20 protein-coding genes are annotated in these 18,889 nt (G+C 74.1%); 8 read left to right on the top strand and 12 right to left on the bottom strand.

Annotation, left to right across the window (positions count from 1 at the left end):
* Nucleotides 1-26 precede the first annotated feature (26 nt).
* Genes ACRB68_RS03610 through ACRB68_RS03590 form a run of 5 tightly spaced genes read left to right on the top strand, consistent with a single transcriptional unit; the run spans nt 27 to nt 4,696 of the window.
* On the top strand, nt 27-1,520 hold the full coding sequence (locus ACRB68_RS03610) for an ABC transporter substrate-binding protein (RefSeq protein ID WP_207709564.1): 1,494 nt from the start codon (nt 27-29) through the stop codon (nt 1,518-1,520).
* Nucleotides 1,520-2,458 carry an ABC transporter permease gene (locus ACRB68_RS03605; protein WP_153530812.1) on the top strand — a complete coding sequence of 313 codons (939 nt, stop codon included), beginning with the start codon at nt 1,520-1,522 and terminating at the stop codon, nt 2,456-2,458. The genes ACRB68_RS03610 and ACRB68_RS03605 overlap by 1 nt, the downstream gene beginning before the upstream one ends.
* The gene (locus tag ACRB68_RS03600) at nt 2,455-3,240 is read left to right on the top strand and encodes an ABC transporter permease (RefSeq protein ID WP_153530811.1); all 786 of its coding nucleotides are present in this window, start codon (nt 2,455-2,457) and stop codon (nt 3,238-3,240) included. Before ACRB68_RS03605 ends, ACRB68_RS03600 begins: the two co-directional genes overlap by 4 nt.
* On the top strand, nt 3,237-3,971 hold the full coding sequence (locus ACRB68_RS03595; RefSeq protein WP_153530810.1) for an ABC transporter ATP-binding protein: 735 nt from the start codon (nt 3,237-3,239) through the stop codon (nt 3,969-3,971). Before ACRB68_RS03600 ends, ACRB68_RS03595 begins: the two co-directional genes overlap by 4 nt.
* Entirely contained in the window at nt 3,968-4,696 is a 729-nt protein-coding gene (locus ACRB68_RS03590) for an ABC transporter ATP-binding protein (protein WP_153530809.1), read from the top strand. Before ACRB68_RS03595 ends, ACRB68_RS03590 begins: the two co-directional genes overlap by 4 nt.
* Here the strand turns inward: ACRB68_RS03590 and ACRB68_RS03585 are convergent.
* The 9 genes from ACRB68_RS03585 to ACRB68_RS03545 all read right to left on the bottom strand — a co-directional run bounded on the left by ACRB68_RS03585 (nt 4,693) and on the right by ACRB68_RS03545 (nt 13,762).
* The gene (locus ACRB68_RS03585; RefSeq protein WP_153530808.1) at nt 4,693-6,111 is read right to left on the bottom strand and encodes an aldehyde dehydrogenase family protein; all 1,419 of its coding nucleotides are present in this window, start codon (nt 6,109-6,111) and stop codon (nt 4,693-4,695) included. The genes ACRB68_RS03590 and ACRB68_RS03585 overlap by 4 nt on opposite strands.
* A gap of 14 nt (nt 6,112-6,125) precedes the next feature.
* The gene (locus ACRB68_RS03580; RefSeq protein WP_153530807.1) at nt 6,126-7,253 is read right to left on the bottom strand and encodes a mandelate racemase/muconate lactonizing enzyme family protein; all 1,128 of its coding nucleotides are present in this window, start codon (nt 7,251-7,253) and stop codon (nt 6,126-6,128) included.
* The gene (locus tag ACRB68_RS03575; protein ID WP_153530806.1) at nt 7,250-8,125 is read right to left on the bottom strand and encodes an NAD(P)-dependent oxidoreductase; all 876 of its coding nucleotides are present in this window, start codon (nt 8,123-8,125) and stop codon (nt 7,250-7,252) included. Before ACRB68_RS03575 ends, ACRB68_RS03580 begins: the two co-directional genes overlap by 4 nt.
* The gene (locus tag ACRB68_RS03570; RefSeq protein WP_153530805.1) at nt 8,125-9,171 is read right to left on the bottom strand and encodes an ABC transporter substrate-binding protein; all 1,047 of its coding nucleotides are present in this window, start codon (nt 9,169-9,171) and stop codon (nt 8,125-8,127) included. Before ACRB68_RS03570 ends, ACRB68_RS03575 begins: the two co-directional genes overlap by 1 nt.
* Nucleotides 9,168-9,974: an ABC transporter ATP-binding protein gene (locus ACRB68_RS03565; protein WP_153530804.1), complete on the bottom strand. Its 807-nt coding sequence runs from the start codon at nt 9,972-9,974 to the stop codon at nt 9,168-9,170. Before ACRB68_RS03565 ends, ACRB68_RS03570 begins: the two co-directional genes overlap by 4 nt.
* Nucleotides 9,971-10,786, bottom strand: a complete 816-nt coding sequence (locus ACRB68_RS03560) for an ABC transporter permease (RefSeq protein ID WP_153530803.1) — start codon at nt 10,784-10,786, stop codon at nt 9,971-9,973. The genes ACRB68_RS03565 and ACRB68_RS03560 overlap by 4 nt, the downstream gene beginning before the upstream one ends.
* Nucleotides 10,758-11,471: a GntR family transcriptional regulator gene (locus ACRB68_RS03555; protein ID WP_153530802.1), complete on the bottom strand. Its 714-nt coding sequence runs from the start codon at nt 11,469-11,471 to the stop codon at nt 10,758-10,760. The genes ACRB68_RS03560 and ACRB68_RS03555 overlap by 29 nt, the downstream gene beginning before the upstream one ends.
* Before the next feature lie 87 nt (nt 11,472-11,558).
* Nucleotides 11,559-12,461 (bottom strand): alpha/beta hydrolase family protein, encoded by a 903-nt coding sequence (locus ACRB68_RS03550; protein WP_153530801.1) that lies wholly within the window; start codon nt 12,459-12,461, stop codon nt 11,559-11,561.
* Between the two features lie 149 nt (nt 12,462-12,610).
* Entirely contained in the window at nt 12,611-13,762 is a 1,152-nt protein-coding gene (locus ACRB68_RS03545; protein WP_328593703.1) for a cytochrome P450 family protein, read from the bottom strand.
* Nucleotides 13,763-13,849: 87 nt separating this feature from the next.
* On the opposite strand from ACRB68_RS03545, the gene ACRB68_RS03540 reads away from it, so the two are divergent.
* Together ACRB68_RS03540 and ACRB68_RS03535 are read left to right on the top strand one after the other, a co-directional pair.
* Nucleotides 13,850-14,917 carry a TetR/AcrR family transcriptional regulator gene (locus ACRB68_RS03540; protein ID WP_153530800.1) on the top strand — a complete coding sequence of 356 codons (1,068 nt, stop codon included), beginning with the start codon at nt 13,850-13,852 and terminating at the stop codon, nt 14,915-14,917.
* Between the two features lie 86 nt (nt 14,918-15,003).
* On the top strand, nt 15,004-15,732 hold the full coding sequence (locus ACRB68_RS03535) for a DUF4389 domain-containing protein (protein WP_153530799.1): 729 nt from the start codon (nt 15,004-15,006) through the stop codon (nt 15,730-15,732).
* Nucleotides 15,733-15,756: 24 nt separating this feature from the next.
* Here ACRB68_RS03535 and ACRB68_RS03530 read toward each other — a convergent pair whose 3' ends face one another.
* On the bottom strand, nt 15,757-16,623 hold the full coding sequence (locus tag ACRB68_RS03530; RefSeq protein ID WP_153530798.1) for an LLM class F420-dependent oxidoreductase: 867 nt from the start codon (nt 16,621-16,623) through the stop codon (nt 15,757-15,759).
* 175 nt (nt 16,624-16,798) lie between these two features.
* Nucleotides 16,799-17,047: a winged helix-turn-helix domain-containing protein gene (locus tag ACRB68_RS03525; RefSeq protein WP_153530797.1), complete on the bottom strand. Its 249-nt coding sequence runs from the start codon at nt 17,045-17,047 to the stop codon at nt 16,799-16,801.
* A 140-nt stretch (nt 17,048-17,187) separates the two neighbouring features.
* On the opposite strand from ACRB68_RS03525, the gene ACRB68_RS03520 reads away from it, so the two are divergent.
* The gene (locus ACRB68_RS03520) at nt 17,188-17,478 is read left to right on the top strand and encodes a hypothetical protein (protein ID WP_153530796.1); all 291 of its coding nucleotides are present in this window, start codon (nt 17,188-17,190) and stop codon (nt 17,476-17,478) included.
* 72 nt (nt 17,479-17,550) lie between these two features.
* Here the strand turns inward: ACRB68_RS03520 and ACRB68_RS03515 are convergent, their stop codons facing one another.
* Complete coding sequence (locus tag ACRB68_RS03515; protein WP_153530795.1) at nt 17,551-18,750, bottom strand: hypothetical protein; 1,200 nt, start codon at nt 18,748-18,750, stop codon at nt 17,551-17,553.
* Nucleotides 18,751-18,889: the final 139 nt, after the last annotated feature.

Here is an 18,889-nt window from a genome sequence, read left to right as displayed (position 1 = left end):
CCACCCTCGCAAGGAGTACGGAACAGATGAGACACCTCGCCCTCGCGGCCATGCTGGCGCTGCTGACGGGCGCCGCGGGCTGCGCCTCCTCCTCGTCCGCCGCCGGCGGCGCGGACGCGTCCAAGCTCGCCATCGGGGCCACCGCCGAACCCCAGACGCTCGACCTCACCACCACCCCCGACGCCGCCATCACCCAGGCGCTGCTCGGCAACGTCTACGAGGGCCTGGTCGCGCTGGACGAGAACGGCGCCGTCCAGCCGCGCCTCGCCACGTCCTGGGACGTCTCGCCCGACCGCAAGGTCTACACCTTCCACCTGCGGCCCGGCGTGAAGTTCAGCGACGGCCGCGCCCTCACCGCCGACGACGTGGTGTTCAGCTTCGACCGGGTCATCGCGCCCGGCTCCAAGCACCCGCACAAGGCCGCCTTCGCCCCCGTCCAGAAGGTGACCGCCAAGGACCCCGCCACGGTCGAGGTCCGGCTGAAGACCCCGAGCAACGGCTGGCTGTTCAGCCTGACCGGCGGCGTCGGCGCCATCCTGGACAAGGACGCCGTCGCGAACCTGGCGACCAAGCCCGTCGGCACCGGCCCGTTCACCTTCGGGACCTGGACGCGCGGCAGCGCCATCACCCTGGACCGCAACGACGCCTACTGGGGCGCCAAGGCCAAGGTGAAGCAGGCGACCTTCCGCTACTACACCGACCCGAACGCGCTGAACAACGCGCTGCTCGCGGGCGACGTCGACGTCATCAGCAACGTGCAGGCGCCGCAGTCGCTCGCCCAGTTCAAGGACCCCGCCCGCTTCCAGATCATCAACGGCACCACCAACGGCGAGGTCGTCCTCGCCCTCAACAACGGGCGCGGGCCGCTGAAGGACAAGCGCGTCCGGCAGGCCGTCAACTACGCCATCGACCGGGCCGCGCTGGTCAAGACGGCCTGGGCCGGGTACGGGACGCTGATCGGCAGCATGGTCCCGCCGACCGACCCCTGGTACGAGGACCTGGCGAACCGCTACCCCTACGACCCGGCCAAGGCCAAGGCGCTGGTCGCCGAGGCCGGCGCGACCGGCGCCGAGCTCCAGCTGAAGCTGCCGACGCTGCCCTACGCCACCGCCGCCGGGCAGTTCGTCGCCGCGCAGCTCCAGCAGGCCGGCCTGAAGGTGAAGACGACCCAGCTGGAGTTCCCCGGCCGCTGGCTCGACACCGTCTACACCAAGGGCGACTACGACCTGTCGATCGTGGCGCACGTCGAGCCCCGCGACATCGTCAAGTACGGCGACCCGTCCTACTACTGGCACTACGACAACCCGGCCGTGAAGGCGCTGCTCGCGCGGGCCGACGAGGGCACCCCCGAGCAGCAGACCGCCGCGCTGAAGCAGGTCGCCCGGACCCTGTCCGACGACGCCGCCAGCGACTGGCTGTTCCTGCTGCCGAACCTCCAGGTCGTCGCCAAGGGCGTGACGGGCCTGCCGAAGAACGCGGTGTCGCAGGGCTACGAGCTGGCCCGCGTCGGCAAGTCCTGATGATCCTGCTGCGCCGCACCGCCGTGCTGGCGGCGAGCCTGGCGGCCGCGTCGGCCGCCGTGTTCGCCGCCTGCGCGGTCCTTCCGGGCGACACCGCGACCGTACTGCTCGGCGACCACGCCGACCCCGCCTCGGTCGCCGCCCTCCGCCACCGGCTCGGCACCGACCGGCCGCTCACCGCGCAGTACGCGGGGTGGGCGGGCGCGCTGCTGCGCGGCGACCTCGGCGTCTCGCCGGTGTCGCGGCTGCCGGTCGCCGCGCAGATCGGCGACCGGCTGGAGGTGACGCTGTCGCTCGCGCTGCTCGGCACGCTCGCCGCCGTGGCGCTCGCGGTCCCGCTCGGCGTGCTCGCCGCCGCGCACCACCGCCGCCCGCTCGGCGCGGCCGCGTCGGTGCTCGGGCAGGCGGGGATGGCGGTCCCGGCGTTCGCGGCGGGCATCCTGCTCGCCTACGTGTTCGCGGTCCGGCTGCGCGTGCTGCCCGCCGGGGGATACGTCCCCTTCCTGGCGGATCCGGGGGAGTGGCTGCGGCATCTGGTGCTGCCCGCGCTCGCGCTCGGGCTGGTCCAGGGGTCCGTGCTGTCGCGCTATGTCCGCTCGGCCGTGCTGGAGGTGATGCGCGAGGACTTCGTGCGGACCGTCCGCGCCGCCGGGAGCACCTGGTGGGGCGCGCTGTGGCGGCACGGCCTGCGCAACGCGGCGGTGCCGGTGGTGACGGTCCTCGGCCTGCAGATCGCCTCGGTGCTGGCGGGCGCCATCGTCATCGAGAGCGTGTTCACCCTGCCCGGCCTCGGCCAGCTCCTGCTGCGCGCCGTCGCCGGCCGCGACCTGATCCTGGTCCAGGGGACGGTGATGGTGCTCGTCGCCGCCGTCCTGGTCGTCAACTACCTCACCGACCTGCTCTACCTTCTGCTCGACCCAAGGCTGCGCACCTCATGAGAACGACCGGCACGATCCTGGCGGGGCTGGTGGTGGCGATGGCGCTGCTGTCGCTCGCCTGGACCCCCTACGATCCGACGGCGCTGGACCCCGCGCACACCCTGCTGCGGCCGTCCGGCGCGCACCCGCTCGGCACCGACGACTACGGCCGCGACATCCTCAGCATGATCCTGGCCGGGGCCCGCACCACCCTGTACGCGGGCGTCGTCGCGGTCGTGGTCGCCGCGCTCGCCGGGGTGCCGCTCGGCGTGGCCGCCGGCATGTGGCGCGGCTGGCCGTCGGACGTGCTGATGCGCGGCTCGGACCTGCTGCTGGCCTTCCCCGCCGTGCTGCTGGCGATCCTGCTGGCCGCCGCGTTCGGCGCGTCCACCGCGACCGCGATGACGGCCGTCGGGATCGCCACCGTCCCGCTGTTCGCGCGGGTCGCCCGCGCCGCGACGCTGCAGGTGATGACCCGCGAGTACATCCTGGCGGCGCGCGCCGCCGGACGCCGCGCGCCGGGCGTCGCGGCCCGGCACGTGCTGCCCAACATCGCCTCGCCGCTGCTCATCCAGGCGTCCGCCGCCTTCGCGATCGCGATCCTGGCCGAGGCGTCGCTGTCCTACCTCGGCCTCGGCGCCCAGCCGCCCACCCCCTCCTGGGGCCGGATGCTGCACGACGCGCAGCCGCACCTGTTCACCGCGCCGCGCCTGGCGGTCTGGCCCGGCCTGGCGATCGCGGTCGCGGTGCTCGGCTTCAACCTGCTCGGCGACGGCGTCCGCGACGCCCGGGACCTCACATGATCGAGATCGAGAAGCTGCGGATCGACTTCGGCGGCGCACCCGTCGTGGACGGCGTCTCGCTGGCGGTCGCGCCCGGCGAGCGCGTCGGCCTGATCGGCGAGTCCGGGTCGGGCAAGTCGCTGACCGCGCTCGCCGTCCTCGGCCTGCTGCCGCCCGGCGCCCGCGCCGCCGGCCGCGTCGCGATCGACGGCACCGACGTGCTCGGCCTGCCCGAGCGGCGCCTCGCCCGGCTGCGCGGCGACCGCGTCGCGATGGTCTTCCAGGAGCCGATGACGGCGCTGGACCCGGTCATGCGCGTCGGCCGCCAGCTCGCCCTGGTCTCCTCCAAGGCCCGCGCCCGCGAGCTGCTGGAGCTGGTCGGGCTGCCCGCCGACACCTACCGCGCCTACCCGCACCAGCTGTCGGGCGGGCAGCGGCAGCGGATCGTGCTCGCCATCGCGCTCGCCCGCGACCCGGCCGTGCTGATCTGCGACGAGCCCACCACCGCGCTGGACGTGCGGGTGCAGGCCCGCGTGCTCGACCTCATCGACGGGCTGGCCGCCGAGCGCGGCGCCGGGCTGCTGTTCGTCAGCCACGACCTGGCCGTGGTGTCGAACCTGTGCAGCCGCGTGCTCGTCATGCGCGCCGGGCGCGTGGTGGAGTCCGGGCCGGTCGCCGAGGTCCTCGCCGCGCCCCGCCACGAGTACACCGCCGCGCTGCTGGCGGCGTCCGACCTGGAGGCCCGCACATGATCGCCGTCCACGGGGTGACCCGCGAATATCGCCGCGTCACGGCGCTGAAGGATGTCTCGCTCGACGTCCGGCCGGGCGAGCGCCTCGGCATCGTCGGGGAGTCGGGGTCGGGAAAGTCCACGCTCGCCCGCATCATGGCGGGCCTGGACCGCCCGACCGCCGGGACCGTCACCTTCGACGGCCGCCCGCTGCCCGAGGTCGACCGCCGCACCTTGCGGAGCAGCGTCCAGTTCGTCTTCCAGGACCCGCTGTCGTCGCTGGATCCCCGGATGCGCGTCGCCGACATCGTCGCCGAGCCCCTCGCCGCGCTCCGGCTGCCCGGCGACCGCGCCGCCCGCGTCGCCGAGCTGCTGGACGCCGTCGGCCTGCCGCCGGACGCGGCCGGCCGCCGCCCGCACCAGTTCAGCGGCGGCCAGCGGCAGCGGATCGCGGTCGCCCGCGCCCTGGCGCCCCGCCCGCGGGTGCTGGTCGCCGACGAGCCCACCTCGGCGCTGGACGTCTCGGTCCGCGTCAAGATCCTGGATCTGCTGCTGGACCTGGCCGGGCGGATGGAGCTGACCCTGGTGCTGGTCTCGCACGACCTGGCCGCCGTCCGCTACGTCAGCGAGCGCGTCGCCGTCATGCGCGCGGGCGAGATCGTCGAGGAGGGCCCGGACGCGCTCACCGACCCGGGCCACCCCTACACCCGCGAACTGCTGGACGCCGTGCCGCGCCTGCGCCGCTAGAGCGCGATCGACAGCGTCTGCGGCTCGGTGAACTCGTGGAGCCCGGCGACGCCGCCCTCACGCCCGTACCCGCTGTGCTTGAACCCGCCGAAGGGCACCTCGGGCGTGTTGGGCGTCCCGGTGTTGATGCCGACGATGCCGATCTGGAGGCGTTCGGCGAACGCCAGCGCGGCGGCGGTGTCGCGTCCGCAGACGTAGCCGCCGAGCCCGAAGTCCCAGCCGTTGATCTCCCGGGCCAGGGCGTCGTCGTCGTGGAAGGGGCGCACGCCCACGACCGGGCCGAAGACCTCCTGGTCCCAGACGGGCATGTCCGGGGCGGCCGCCACGACCGCCGGGGCCACGAAGTGCCCGGTGGCCGGGACGTCGGCGCCCTGCCAGACGCGGGCGCCCCGGCGGCGGGCGTCCGCCACCAGCTCCGCCAGCCGGGCCGCGTGCTCCCCGTTGATCACCGGGCCCAGGTCGGTGGCGTCGGCGCGCGGGTCGCCGAGCCGCAGCGCGAGGGTCCGGTCGGCGAACGCCGCCACGAACTCCTCGTACCGGCTCTCGTGGACGAACACGTTGTTCGCCGCGATGCAGGAGGCGCCGTTGTTGCGGTACTTGGCCACCGCGAGGACCTCGACGGCGGCGTCCAGGTCGGCGTCGGCGCGCACCACGAACGGTGCCCGCCCGCCCAGCTCCAGCAGCGGCCGGGTGAGGGACGCGGCGCAGCGGGCGGCGACCAGCACGCCGACGCGGGTGGAGCCGGTGAAGCTGACGGCGGCGACGCGGGGGTCGTCGATCAGCGGGACGGTGGTGCGCGCGCCGTCGCCGGTCACCGTGGTCAGCGCGCCGTCCGGCAGGAACGGCTCCAGGACCTCGGCGAAGCGCAGGCCCGACAGCGGGGCCAGCTCGGACGGCTTGTTCACCACGGCGCACCCGGCGGCGAGCGCCGCGCCGATCTTGCGCGCGGGGATCGACAGCGGGAAGTTCCAGGGGCTGACGGCCGCGACGACCCCGAGCGGGCGGCGCCCGACGAGGAAGCGCCGCCCTCCGGCCACCCGGTGCTCCTGCACGCCGGTGGCGGCGGCATCGGCGAACCAGTCCAGGAACGCGGCGGAGAAGCCGACCTCGGCGCGCGCCTCGGCCAGCCGCTTGCCGGTCTCGCGGGACGCCAGGACGGCCAGCTCCTCGGTGACGTCCGGGGCCCGCAGCGCGTCCGCGGCGGCCCGCAGCCGCCGGGCGCGCTCGGCCGGCGGAGCCGCCGCCCAGCCGGGCTGCGCGGCGGACGCCGCCGCCACGGCCGCGGCGACGTCGTCGGCGCCGGCCTCGGCGACGACGCCGACGACCTCGCCCGTCGCCGGGTCGAGCACCTCGCGGTGGTCGTGTCCGCCGGTGGTGGCGCCGCCGAGGCGGACGCCGGGTACCACATCGCTCATCAGGGGTCTTCCTCTCAAACGGGGAGGGCGTAGGGGGCGATCCGTTCCTCGTCCAGCTCGATGCCGAGGCCCGGGCCGTCCGGGACGGCCAGGGCTCCGTCGCGGACCTGGAACGGCACGGTCGTCAGGTCGGTGCGCAGCCGGTTGTCGCGCACGTCGAACTCGACCCATGCCGCGCCGGCCGCCGCCGCGACGTGGGCGGTGGCCGCGACGGTCGGCGCGCCGGTGTAGCAGTGCGGGGTGAAGGCCGTGCCGTGCTCGGCTGTACGCGCGGCGACCGCCAGGGCCGTGGTGACGCCGCCGGTCTTGGCCACGTCGGGCTGGATGTGCGCGACGGCGGGGGAGGCCAGGTAGCCGGCGAACGCCTCCTCGGTGTAGACGTTCTCGCCGGTCGCCAGGGGCATCCCGGTGCGGCGGTGGACCTCCTCCAGGTCGCGCAGGGCGTTGCCGGCGACCGGTTCCTCGCACCAGGCGACGCCGTGGTCGGCCAGCAGCGCGCACATCTCGACGGCCTCGCCGGGCGTCCACGCCTGGTTGGCGTCGGCGAACACCTGGGCGGCGTCCCCGGCCGTGGCGCGGGCCGCGCGCAGCACGGCCTCGTCGCGCTCGCGGCCGAACCCGATCTTGACCTTGAGGGCGCGCGCGCCGAGCGCGAGCGCCCGCTCGGTGAGGTCCTCCACCCGGTCCGGGCCGATCCCGCTGGCGTACACCGGCACCGGGGCGGGCGGCCCCGGCGCGCCGAGCAGCACCGCCAGCGGCACGCCCGCAGCCTTCGCGGCCAGGTCCCACAGCGCCATGTCGACGCCGCTGATCGCCTGCCAGATCGGGCCGGGCGCGCCCCACTGGCGGCCGAGGGGTAGCAGTTCCCGGACGAGGCGGCCGTGGACGGCGCGGACGTCGGCCGCGTCCTGGCCCGCCAGCAGGGGGGCCACGCCCTCGCGCAGGGTCGCGACCCGCTCCCGCCACGCCCACGACGGGTGGTTGACCCAGCTCTCCCCGATGCCGACCAGGCCGCCCGCGCGGATCTCGACCACGCAGGTGCGGCGCGCGCGCAGCGACGCGAACGACATCGGCACCGGCTCGTCCAGCGGCACCTCGAACACCCGGACGCGCAGGTCCTCGATCGGCAGCGCCGCCGTCACGCCGGCCGGTCCGCGGACAGGTCGGCGTACAGGCGGTGCACGGCCGCGGTGTCCAGCGCGCCGTACCCCCGGGCGACGGCGAGGCGGTTGACCTGGTCGACCGCGGAGCCGATCAGGGTGGGCGCCCCGCTCGCACCGGCCAGCGCGACGGCCAGCCGGTTGTCCTTGGCCAGCAGGTCCAGCGCGAAGGCCGGCGTGAGATCACCCTCGACGATCTTGGGGGCCAGCTCCCGGAACAGCCCGCTGACGGTCGCGGCACCCGACTCGGCCACGGTCCCGGCGAACAGCGCGGGGTCGACGCCGGCCAGCCGGCAGATGGTCAGCACCTCGGCGGTGACGGCGTTGATCGCGCCGAACATCAGGTTGTTGAGCAGCTTGACGACGCTGCCCGCGCCGACGTCGCCGACGCGCACGACGGCCCGGGCGATCGTCGCCTCCAGCAGCGGCCGGACCCGCTCCACCGCCGCGGCGTCGCCGCCCGCGGTCAGCGTCCAGGCGCCGCACCGGGCGGGCCGCCCCAGCACGGGCGCGTCCAGGTAGACCGCGCCGCGCGCGGCCACCGCCGCTGCGGCGGTCTGGGCGCCGGCCGGGTCGATGGTGGACAGGTCCACCACGACCGCGCCTTCGCCGAGGTGGCTCGCCAGGACGTCCTCGGCGACCGCCACCACGTCGGCGGGCATGGGCAGCGACAGCAGCACCACGTCGGCCTTTGCGGCCTGCTCAGGAGTGTCGACGATCTGGACGCCCTGCTGCGCGGCGGCCTCGCGCGCGGCCGGGGACAGGTCGTAGCCGAGGGTGGGGTGGTCGGCGGCCAGCCGGGCGGCGGCGCGCCCGCCCATCGCACCCAGCCCGATCACAGAGACGGCGGTCATCACGAACCCTTCGAGGCGTTGTAGGCGTCCAGGAAGATCTGCGTGTCGAAGAAGGTCTTCGGGTCGCGGTACTCGGGCAGGCCGCCCAGCTCCACGAACGTGCGCGTGACCTGCCCGATCCACCCGGCGGCGGTGCCGTCGCGGTAGTAGGCCGCCCACTGCTCGTTGCCGAACGACTTGCCGAAGCCGTAGTTGCGGGTGACGTCCTGCAGCGTCGCGTCGTTCTTGTAGCCCTGCTGGTGGACCACGTTCAGGCTGGCGGCGGTGTCGCCGACCAGCAGCCGGTTGACGTCCAGCCAGGCGGCGGCGAGCTTGGTCAGGGTCGCGCGGTTCTTGGCGTGGTAGGCGTTGTTGGCGACCCAGCCGTCGGCCACCGTCGCCTTCGGGTAGTAGCGCTTGGCGGAGGTGATCAGCCGCGCGTCGGGCAGGCTCTTGCGGATCTGCTGGTCGAACGGCACCCAGATTGCCGCCGCCGGGACCGCGCCGCTGATCAGGGCGTTGACGGCGGCGGGCATCGGCGAGTTCACCACGGTGACCTTGGCCGGGTCCACCCCCTCGCTCTTCAACGCGGTGTGCAGGAACACATGGCCCGTCGTGCCCTGCGTCGTGGCGACCTTCTTGCCCGCCAGATCGGCCACGCTGCGGATGCCCGAGTCCTTGCGCACCCAGAGCTGGGCGGTGTCGTACTCGACGCCGTTCAGCAGGAACACCTTGCCCTGCCCCCGGGCGGGGAAGTTCGACAGGACCGCGCCCATGACGGCCACGTCGATCGACCCGCCGGTCAGCGCCTGGCTCTCGGCGATGCCGGTGTCGAACTTCACCAGCTTGACCTCCAGGCCGTGCTTGGCGAACAGGCCCTTGGCCAGGCCGAGCCACAGGTGCGCGTCGACGGCCACGGTGTGCAGGTAGCCGACGCGGACCACCGTCCGGCCGTCCTTGGTCCCGCCGCCCGAGCCGGGGCCCTCCTCCAGGGCGCAGCCGGTCACGGCGAGCAGGAACGCGACCGCGGTCGCGATGACAGTGGGGAACTTGCGGCGCGCTCTCATGCGGCCCTGCCTTCCTTGGGCGTGCTGGCCTGCGCGGCCGACAGGCCGCGCAGGAGTTCTTCCAACCGGCGGCGCAGCCCGATGAACTCGGGGCTGAGCCGGGTCTCAGGGGTCCGGGGGAACGGGATGCCGACCGGGACGATCTCGCTGACCCGCGACGGGCGGGGCGTCATCACCACGACCCGGTGGGACAGGAACAGCGCCTCCTCCACCGAGTGGGTGATCAGCATGACCGTGCGGCGCTCGGTGAGCTGGATGTCGTGCAGCAGCTCCTGCATGGACTCGCGGGTCTGGGCGTCCAGCGCCGCGAAGGGCTCGTCCATCAGCAGCAGTTCCGGGCCGGGGGCGTAGGCGCGGGCGATCGCCACCCGCTGGCGCATCCCGCCCGACAGCTCCTTGGGGTAGGCGTTCTCGAAGCCGCGCAGCCCCATCAGGCCGATGTAACGTTCCACGATGGCCGCGTGCCGGTCGCGGGGGATGCCGCAGGCGGCCAGCCGGAGCCCGAACGCGATGTTGTCGGCGACCGTCAGCCAGGGGAAGACGGCGTACTGCTGGAACACCACCCCGCGGGTGTGGTCGGGCCCGGTGACCGGGGCGCCTCCGGCCAGCACCTCGCCGGAGTCGGCGGTCTCGAAGCCGGCGGCCATGTTGAGCAGCGTCGACTTGCCGCAGCCCGACGGGCCGAGCACCGAGACGAACTCGCCCCGCGCCAGCGCGAAGTCCGCGCCGTCGATCACCGGCAGCTCCCCGCCCCGGCGGCGGAACGACTTGCGCACGTTCCGGAAACCGATCGCCTCGCTCATCCGCCCGTCCTCTCCTGCCAGCGGGTGGCCCGCCCCATCGCCGCCTTGAGCAGCTGGTCCATCACCAGGGCGACCGCCCCGATGAGCACGATGCCGACGTAGACGTCGGGGACGCGCATGAAGTCGCCGGCGTTCTGGATCACCGCGCCGAGGCCGCGGTGCGCGGCGACCAGCTCGGCGGCGACCAGCGTCGCCCAGCTCACGCCGAGCGCGACCCGGACCGCCACCAGGAACTGCGGCACGACCAGCGGCAGCACGCAGCGGCGGAACACCTCCGGTTCGGTGGCGCCGAGCGACCGGGCCGCCTTGATGTAGATCGGCTCGATCGACGCCACGCCCTCGTGCACCACCACGACCGAGACGAAGAACGCCGCGTAGGCCAGGATCGAGATCCGCGCCGTCTCGCCGATGCCGAAGTACACGATGACCAGCGGCACCAGCGCGATCGGCGGCAGCGCGCGGAAGAAGCCGACCAGCGGGCCGAACATCAGCCGCACCGGCCGGTACCACGCCAGCAGGAAACCGGCGGGCACGGCCAGGGCGCTGCCGAGGGCCACGCCGATGACCACCCGGGTGACGCTGATCCGCAGGTCGGTCAGCAGGCCCTGCCCGGTGAGCCGGCGCCAGGCCGCCACCGCGACCTCGTCGGGGCGCGGCAGCAGCCCGTCGGCGACCAGGCCCAGCAGGTACGCGCCGTACCAGCCCGCGACCAGCAGGGCGAACCCGGCCGTCCCGTAGCCGAGCCGGGCCGGCCACTCGGGGGCGCCGCGCCGCGGCGGCGCCTCAGCGGGGGGCGCGGTGACCGTCGTCATGCCCTTCTCCTTCCTGTCCGTCGCGGGAGACCAGCTCCCGGCGCAGCCGGATGATGTGCGCCCGCGCCGACGCCTCGGCGCCCTCGGGGTCGCGCCCGGCCAGCCGGGCGATGATCAGCTCGTGCTCGGCGAGCGCCTGCGGCATGCCGCCCGGCGACCGCCGGGTGGTGTCCATGGCGATGCGGACCTGCGCCTGGAACCGCTCCAGCGGCTCCAGCAGCCGGCCGTTGCGGGCGATCCGCCGGATCCGCAGGTGGAACTCCTGGTCCAGGTCCATGTGCCGGGCCACGTCGCCGGCCTCGATCGCCTCCCGGTGCCGGCGGGCCACCTCGCGCAGCCCGTCCAGCTCGCCCTCGGTGATCCGGCTGGCCGCCAGCCGGGCGGCCAGCCCTTCGAGCACCTCGCGGATCTCGTAGATCTCGCGCAGGTCCGCCAGGGTGACCGTGGCGACCACCGCGCCCTTGCGGGGCGCGAAGGTGGCCAGCCCGTCGCCGACGATCTGGGCGATCGCCTCCCGGGCCGGGCTGCGGCTGACCCCGAGCCGGCGGGCGACGTCGGGCACCGACAGCCGGGTCCCCGGCGGGAGCCGGCGCTCCACGATCGCGGCCCGCAGGCGGCGGTAGGCCTGGTCGGCCAGCGCGTCGCCCACGGCCACCGGCTCGAGCTCGGGAAAGGCGGCGACCATATTCCCCCCTAAATAGGTAGAGTTTGCCGGGAAGGAGCATGTTGCATGTAATCGCTCCTGTCAACACGGCCGCCCGCCGCCCGCCGGCTACGCCGAGGGGCACGAGTCGCGGTACTCCGCCAGCCCGGGGTCCGCCGGCGCCGGGCACAGGAACTGCTCATAGCGGGCGTCGTCGTCGACGAACCGCTTCAGCCAGGCCACCTCCAGCGCGCCGATCCCCGCGTTCTCGCCGGTGAACGTGGGGTGGGCGGCGCCGGCGAACTCGGCGTACGCGCGCTCGCGGGCGCCGGTCAGGCTCTGGTAGATCGGCTCGGCGAACGTGCCGGGCGGCGTCAGGGTGTCCTGGGACCCGGCCTGGACCAGCGTCGGGACCGTGATGCCGGACCAGTTCTTGATCGTGTGGTACGGCGCGAGCGGCACCGCGGCCTTCAGGCCCGGCCGCGTCCAGGCGGCGTACAGCGCGCCGCCGCCGCCCATCGAGTGGCCCGACACCGCGAGCCGGGCGGCGTCCAGGCGCTGCCGGACGGCGGCCGGGGACCGGACGGTCAGGTAGTCCAGCGCGGCCAGCAGCTGCTGGCCGCGGGCGGTGGGCTGGTCGGTGAGGCTCTTGGTGGTGATGGTGATCACGATGAACCCCTGCGAGGCCAGCCGCGGGCCGAGCCAGGCGACCTTGCTCTCGGGGGCGTTGTAACCGGGGGAGACGGCGATGCCGCCGAAGGTGCCCTGGGTGGTGTCGTCGGGGTAGTAGACGGTGCCGCCGCCGAAGGTCCCGCCGGTCGCGGCGGCGGAGACGGCGACGGTCGAATAGGTGAACGGGCCCCGCGCGGCGCGGATGCCCGCCAGGGTGGGCGCGGGGCCGCGCTCGTAGGACACGGCGGCGGCCTGCCGGGCGATGCCCGCGGAGGCCGGCACCGCTCCGGCCACCGGTGCGGTGGCGGCCAGGGCCAGCAGAAGGGGGACGGCCGCCATCCCGCGCGAACCGGATCTCATGGGGGGACTCCTCGCGTCGACCGGAAAACCCACTTTCCCCACTTGTTTAGTCTGGAAAGTGGGGATTGCAGTGTGTTGCATGCAAATCGGTCCTGTCAACGAGGACGGGGGCCGGTCCCCTGTGACCCCCGTCTCGCCGACCGGCGCGCCTAGAAGGTGACCGGCAGCGCCGCCAGGCGCCAGGTGCCCGGGTCCGGGACGCGCTCGGGCTCGCCGGCGAGCGCCAGGCCCGGGAAGCGCTCCAGCAGCATCGCCAGCGCGACCTCGGTCTGCACGCGCGCCAGCGAGGCGCCCAGGCAGAAGTGCGGGCCGTGCGCGAAGCCGAGGTGGCTCGCCGGCGCCCGGGACACGTCGAAGCGCTCGGGGTCGGCGAACACGCGCGGGTCGCGGTTGACGGACGCGACGATCGCGGTGACCGGCTCGCCCTTGCGCACCGGCGTCCCGCACAGCTCGGCGTCCTCGGTGGCGTAGCGGGGGATCGTCATCATGACCGGCCCGCACCAGCGGATCATCTCCTCGACCGCGCCCGGCATCAGCCCGGGGTGGCCGCGCAGCGCCGCGAGCTGCCCGGGATGGGCGAGCAGGGCGTGCACCGCGTTGGCGATCAGGTGCGTCGGCGTCTGCCCCGCCATCACCAGGTGCCAGACGAGGGTGACCAGGTCCTCGTCGCTCAGGCCCGGCTCCGCGGCCAGCTCCGACAGCAGGTCGTCGCCGGGCTCGGCGCGGCGGCGGGCGACGGCGGCCTCGGCGCCCGCCATGATCCCCGGCACGGCCTCGGCGAAGCCCTGGCCCGAGCCCGCCGCGATGGTCGCGCCGTACTCGCGCCAGCGCGGCCGGTCCTGCTCGGGGATGCCGACCAGCTCGCAGATCACGTCCATGGGCAGCGGGCGGGCGAAGCGCTCCAGCAGGTCGGCGGGGCCGTCCGCCGGGAGCCCGTCCAGCAGCCGCGCGACGAGCGGCTCGACGCGCGGCCGGAACGCCTCGGCCTGCCGCTTGCTGAAGGCGGGGGAGACCAGGCGCCGCAGCCGGGCGTGCTCGGGCGCCTCCCGCTCGGACATGGTGCGCATGTAGCGCAGGCAGTGCTCGGGGACGCCGGGCCGCAGGAAGCTGCCGGAGTTCATCGCGAACCTCGGGTCGCTCAGCATCGCGCGGGCGTCGGCGTGCCTGGTCAGGGCCCACATCGCGCCGATCCCGGGGATGGGGATCCGGGCCAGCGGGGACTGTTCGCGAATCCGCCCGTAGACGGTGAAGGGGTCGCGCAGCACGGCCGCGTCGGACAGGTCGATCTCGGGGACGGACACATCGCTCCTCGGTTCAGATGTTCAGATCATCCGGATGGTGAAAGTATCTGAATGATGGGCCGCGGGCAACCTGGGATGATGGGGGCCATGGCCAGACTCAGCAGGGCGCAGACGCAGGAGCTGACCCGCGCGCGGGTGCTCGCCGCCGCCCGCGCGGAGTTCGCCGGGCGCGGCTTCCAGGACGCCAAGATCGACGCCATCGCCGAGCGCGCCGAGCTCACCCGGGGCGCGGTCTACTCCAACTTCCCCGGCAAGCGCGCCCTGTACTTCGCGGTCCTGGCCGACCTCGCCGAGCAGGCGCCCGAGCCGCCCGGCGCCGGGCCGGGCCGCACCCCGCGCGACGCGCTCGGCGCGTTCGCCCGCGCCTGGACCGGCCGGCTGCCGCTCGCGGGCGGCGGCGAGGAGTCGCTGCTCGGCGCGCACCTGCTGCCCGAGGTCCTCACCGACGACCGCACCCGCGTCCCGTTCGCGCAGCTCATGCGGCTGAACGCGGTGCTGCTCGGCCTCGCCCTGGAGAACCTCGGCGCGCCCGGCCGCCGGGTGCGGACCGCCGAGGCCGTGCTGACGACCCTGCACGGCGCGAGCCGGCTCGCCGCCGCCGCGCCCGGCTTCGTCGACCCGTTCGCCGTCGTCGCCGCCTGCGAGCGGCTGGCGGGCCTGGACCTGGCCGACGAGACGCTGGTCCCGCCCTACCTCGCCGAGGTGCGCCCGGCCGACGACCCCTGGACGCCGCCGGAGGCGACCGACGCCGTCCGCCGCGAGCCCGCCGGCCTTACCGCCGACGGCGTCCTGGCGGTCCTCGGCCTGCACCGGCTGGAGGCCGCCGAGGAGGCGGTGCGCGCCGCGGCCCCTGGCGAGCAGGTCACCGTCGCCGTCGTCACCGGCGACCCCGGCGAGCTCGCCCCGCTCGCCCGCCTCGCCGTCGCCGACCCGGCCGGCTGCCTGCGCGCGGCGTTCCCGATGGCCGCCTGGCCGCGGCTGCGGGTCGTGCACGACCCGGCCGGCGTGATCGCGGCCACGGCCGGGATCACCGAGGTGGACGACGCGACCGAGACCGCCGTGCGGATCGCCGGCGGCCGGATCGCCCTGCGCGCGACCGGCCGGGGCGCCGCCCGCAAGGTCGCCGCGGCCACCGCGCGGGCCTCGTCCGGCTGACCGGTGGCCGGACCCGGACGATCACCCGTGAGACGGCGGTCCCGACGGTAGTCTCCTCTGACTTTTCAACCTGACGAGGAGTCTGCATGGCACAACCCCTGACGCCTGAAGCCCACGGCGAGTGGCTTCCCCAGTACGACCTGGAGGGCCCGGCCGAGCAGTCCCGGGCCACCGTCTTCTTCCGTGTCCTGCTGGCGATCCCGCACTTCATCGTGCTGATCTTCGTCGCCATCGCGGCCAACCTGGCGCTCATCGCCGGCTGGTTCGCCGCGCTCTTCACCGGGCGCCTGCCCCAGGGCATCGCCGACTTCCTGACCGGCTACCTGGCCTGGTCCACCCGGCTCAACTCCTACGTCTACCTGATGATCGACGACTACCCGCCGTTCTCGCTGGAGGCCCACGCCTACCCGGTGCGGATCGAGGTGCGGCCCGGCGAGCTGAACCGGCTGGCGGTGCTGTTCCGGATCTTCCTGATGATCCCGGCGGTGATCGTCCTCAACGTCGTCGCCTCCGGCTGGGCCTTCGCCGGATTCGTGATCTGGCTGGTCGTGCTCGTCAAGGGCCGGATGCCGCAGGCGCTGTTCGAGGCCACCGCGGCGGTCCTGCGCTACACCACCCGCTTCGGCGCCTACGGCATGATGCTCAGCTCCGCCTACCCCAAGGGCCTGTTCGGCGACGAGGAGGGGAGCGGGCCGCGGGTCACCTCCACCCGGCCGCTCGTCCTCGGCCCGCCCGCCCGCAACCTGGTGATCCTGTTCATCGTGCTCGGCGTCCTCAGCACGATCTACGACAACTACTCGCGGTTCCAGGGCTGACCCGCGCCGTCCCGGCGTCCCCGCTCAGGGGCGCGCCGGGACGATCCCCGCACTCCGCTCACGGGCCGCGCCGAGCAGGTCGGCCAGGTCCTGCCCGGCGCCCTGCGAGAAGATCACGTGCTCGATGCCGAGCCCGGCCAGCCGGCCGACGGTGTCCACGGCCTGCTCCACCGACGCGCCGTCCGGCAGATTGGTCAGCGCCGTCTTCTCGATCTCGCCGTGGTCGCGCTCGGCCCGCTCGCAGTGCCCGCGCAGCACCTCCAGCTTGCGGGGCAGCTCCGCGGAGTCGAACAGGTTGCAGGCGTCGGCGTACTCGGCGACCAGCCGCAGCGTCTTGCGCTCCCCGCCGCCGCCGATCAGGATCGGCGGATGCGGCCGGTGCAGCGCGGGCGGCGAGTTGATCGGCCGCTCCAGCACGTAGTGGTCGCCGTTGAACGGGCTCTCGTCGCCGCGCCACATCCGGTGCGCGATCTGCAGCGTCTCCTCCAGCCGCTCGAACCGCTCGGCGACCGGCGGGAACGGCAGGCCGAGGCCGCGCGCCTCCCCCTCGAACCAGCCGGCGCCGATGCCGAGCCAGGCCCGGCCGCCCGACAGCACGTCCAGCGTGGTGACGGTCTTCACCAGCGCGCCCGGATGCCGGTAGGGGACGCCGGTGACCATGGTGCCGAGCGTGATGTCCTCGGTGAGCGCGGCGGCGTACGCCAGCGCCGAGTAGCCCTCCAGCATCGGCTCCTCGGGCGGGCCGACCATGGCGATCTGGAAGAAGTGGTCCATCACCCACAGCGAGTGCAGGCCCGCCTGGTCGGCCTCGCGGGCGATGCGCCCGAACTCGGGGCCGATCCGGTCGGGGCCGCCGAAGGTGAAGCTGGGAATCTGCAGGCCGATGCGCATGGGGTCCCTTCGCGTCCGTCGTCGTCCTTCCACTGTGCGAGCCGGAGGGGGCTCCAGGTCAAGATGTGCACGGAGGAAAGTCGAGGGAATCACCCTTTTAGGCACCGAAGCAGAAATGTCCCCCACGGAGGACCGCCGACGGGCGCCCGAGCCCCGAGGGGATCGAACGCCGCCGTCACGCGCCGCGCTGGTCGGCCGGCAGGACGTAGGTCCCCTTGCCGACCGCGCTGACCACCAGGCCGCGTTCCTTGAGCACGGCCAGGGCCGCTTCCGCCGTCCGGGCGGACACGTCGAACTCCTCCCGGATGCCGCGCACGCTCGGGACGGGCGTGTTCGCGGGGTAGGTGCCGTCCGCGATGCGGGCCTCGATGATGTCCGCGACCTGCAGATAGAGGGGCCGGGGTCCGTCCAGCGGCGTGCTCATGATCCAACCCTAAGGAGCCCTGGGTATTCACCGGTTGAACGGGGTAACCACGGGTTACCCTATTGATGTAGGCGCTCCGTCCGGTGTCCGCGCCGCCGGACGGGGCCAGGAGGGACCGTCACTCAGGAGGCGAGCGATCCATGAACCCCGACTGCAAGGCGCGGCTCGACGCGCTGGGCACGGTGCTGCGCGCACACGGGCTCCGCGCGCAGCTCACCGATGAAGGGCTGCGCGTCGAGAACCCCGGCGTGGCGGGCTGCTGCCAGGCGCACCCGTCCGACGTGATCAGCGCCGGTCCGCGCGCGGAGGACGGCGGGCGGCTGTGGTTCTTCACCGCGTGGCGGTTCCCGGTGGCGGAGGCGGACCGGGTCACCGACGCCGTGATGGCGATCAAGGCGCTGCTCAACGGCGACCCGGGAGTGAAGCTGTGACAGCGCCCGCCGACATGTGCAGAGCCGCCGCCCCCGGGTGTTCCAGGGGCGGCGGCTGCAGGGAAGCGCGGGTCAGCCCGCGACGACGCGCAGGGTGTCGGGAAGCTCCGGCAGGCCCTTGGTGCTCGTGGTCCGCTGGACGCCGGCGTCACGCGCGGCGCTCTTGGCCGAGCCGCACAGCTGCTTCTTGCTGGCGGTCGACATCTTCTCCTCGTGCCAGCCGTAGGTGCCGGCCTTCTGCGGCACGGGGCCGGTGCCCCAGAAGTTGAAGACCTTCCAGTTGTAGTGGCCCCACATCTTGCCCGGGTACCACATGTCGTAGTCGCCCTGCCCGGTCTGCATGGGCACCGCGCGGGTCAGCCGGCCGATGTAGAACGGCCGCACGGTCTGCGAGGGCGTGTCGCGGAAGGTGTCGGACCAACTCCAGCGGTGGCCGTAGGAGGCCTTGAACTGGACCTCGAACTTGGTCAGGAAGTCGAACCCGGCGGTGACGGAGATCTCGGTCGACACCGAGTTCTCCCCGCCGGTGGTGTGCTCGAACGACATGGTGTGCGTCTGGTTGGTCTTGGTGCAGTTGTAGTCCCAGGCGACCTGCTCGGCGCCCTTGGTCCAGTAGGACGGCTGCCCCTTCGGCGTGAACTCGCACTTGCCGGCGGCGTTGCCGCAGTCCTTGAGGAGCCGGGTGATCGAGGGGCCCTCGCTGAACAGCACGCCGCTGGCGCGGTCGTTCCAGCCGTCGGGCATGCCCGTCCACGCGCCGCCCATCATCTGGGTCCGCTCGCCCTGCCCGTCCCAGTGCTCGTAGAAGGTCGCCATGCAGTCGTTGTAGGTCTTGAACGAGCTGACGGCGTCGTTCCACGGGTCGAAGAGCCGGGCGAACCAGGCGGACCGGTTGGCGGTGCAGGTGCCGTACCCGACCATCGTCAGGGAGGCGCCGCCGAAGTCGTAGTCGCGGTAGATGATCCCGACGACGGTGTCGGCGCCGGCCGCCCTGGCGCCGGCGGCCTTGGCCGCGGGCGACTCCAGCTCGCGGCGGAGCCGGGCGCTGTTCATGGCCTTGGCGGGGTCGGCGGGGGCGTCGGACACGCGGCCCCCGGTGGCGGCGGCGATCGCCTTGGTCAGCGTGTCGTAACAGGAGACCTTCGTCTCCTTCGCGCGCTGCACGCAGTGTTTGCCGGCCGGGGCCTGCGCGTGTGCGGGGACGGTGACGGCCAGCGGCAGGAGCGCCAGCAGGGCCAGGGGGACAAGAAACCAGCGCGACGGCTGACTCATCGGGCCTTCCCTAGGGAGGAAGCGGATCGGGGCATTCGGAGGATGAGCCCGCCGAATGGATCATGGAAGAACGCCCCGTGTACGCGAGGAGAAGCGTGTCCGCGCTGGTGAGAGAGGTCCCGGGACGCGGTCGGCGAAC

The sequence above is a fragment of the Actinomadura macrotermitis genome, assembly GCF_009604375.1.
In the GTDB taxonomy this organism is placed as follows: Bacteria; Actinomycetota; Actinomycetes; order Streptosporangiales; family Streptosporangiaceae; genus Spirillospora; species Spirillospora macrotermitis.
This window is presented reverse-complemented; position numbering and strand designations above follow the sequence as displayed.

Bases quoted from the DNA above. Each gene is read 5' to 3' on its own strand.
- ACRB68_RS03610 (WP_207709564.1), top strand. From the start codon at position 27: ATGAGACACCTCGCCCTCGCGGCCATGCTGGCGCTGCTGACGGGCGCC.
- ACRB68_RS03570 (WP_153530805.1), bottom strand. From the start codon at position 9,171: ATGAGAGCGCGCCGCAAGTTCCCCACTGTCATCGCGACCGCGGTCGCG.
- ACRB68_RS03600 (WP_153530811.1), top strand. From the start codon at position 2,455: ATGAGAACGACCGGCACGATCCTGGCGGGGCTGGTGGTGGCGATGGCG.
- ACRB68_RS03525 (WP_153530797.1), bottom strand. From the start codon at position 17,047: ATGAGCACGCCGCTGGACGGACCCCGGCCCCTCTATCTGCAGGTCGCG.
- ACRB68_RS03585 (WP_153530808.1), bottom strand. From the start codon at position 6,111: ATGAGCGATGTGGTACCCGGCGTCCGCCTCGGCGGCGCCACCACCGGC.
- ACRB68_RS03535 (WP_153530799.1), top strand. From the start codon at position 15,004: ATGGCACAACCCCTGACGCCTGAAGCCCACGGCGAGTGGCTTCCCCAG.
- ACRB68_RS03520 (WP_153530796.1), top strand. From the start codon at position 17,188: ATGAACCCCGACTGCAAGGCGCGGCTCGACGCGCTGGGCACGGTGCTG.
- ACRB68_RS03565 (WP_153530804.1), bottom strand. From the start codon at position 9,974: ATGAGCGAGGCGATCGGTTTCCGGAACGTGCGCAAGTCGTTCCGCCGC.
- ACRB68_RS03575 (WP_153530806.1), bottom strand. From the start codon at position 8,125: ATGACCGCCGTCTCTGTGATCGGGCTGGGTGCGATGGGCGGGCGCGCC.
- ACRB68_RS03515 (WP_153530795.1), bottom strand. From the start codon at position 18,750: ATGAGTCAGCCGTCGCGCTGGTTTCTTGTCCCCCTGGCCCTGCTGGCG.
- ACRB68_RS03590 (WP_153530809.1), top strand. From the start codon at position 3,968: ATGATCGCCGTCCACGGGGTGACCCGCGAATATCGCCGCGTCACGGCG.
- ACRB68_RS03555 (WP_153530802.1), bottom strand. From the start codon at position 11,471: ATGGTCGCCGCCTTTCCCGAGCTCGAGCCGGTGGCCGTGGGCGACGCG.
- ACRB68_RS03540 (WP_153530800.1), top strand. From the start codon at position 13,850: ATGGCCAGACTCAGCAGGGCGCAGACGCAGGAGCTGACCCGCGCGCGG.
- ACRB68_RS03560 (WP_153530803.1), bottom strand. From the start codon at position 10,786: ATGACGACGGTCACCGCGCCCCCCGCTGAGGCGCCGCCGCGGCGCGGC.
- ACRB68_RS03595 (WP_153530810.1), top strand. From the start codon at position 3,237: ATGATCGAGATCGAGAAGCTGCGGATCGACTTCGGCGGCGCACCCGTC.
- ACRB68_RS03530 (WP_153530798.1), bottom strand. From the start codon at position 16,623: ATGCGCATCGGCCTGCAGATTCCCAGCTTCACCTTCGGCGGCCCCGAC.
- ACRB68_RS03550 (WP_153530801.1), bottom strand. From the start codon at position 12,461: ATGAGATCCGGTTCGCGCGGGATGGCGGCCGTCCCCCTTCTGCTGGCC.
- ACRB68_RS03605 (WP_153530812.1), top strand. From the start codon at position 1,520: ATGATCCTGCTGCGCCGCACCGCCGTGCTGGCGGCGAGCCTGGCGGCC.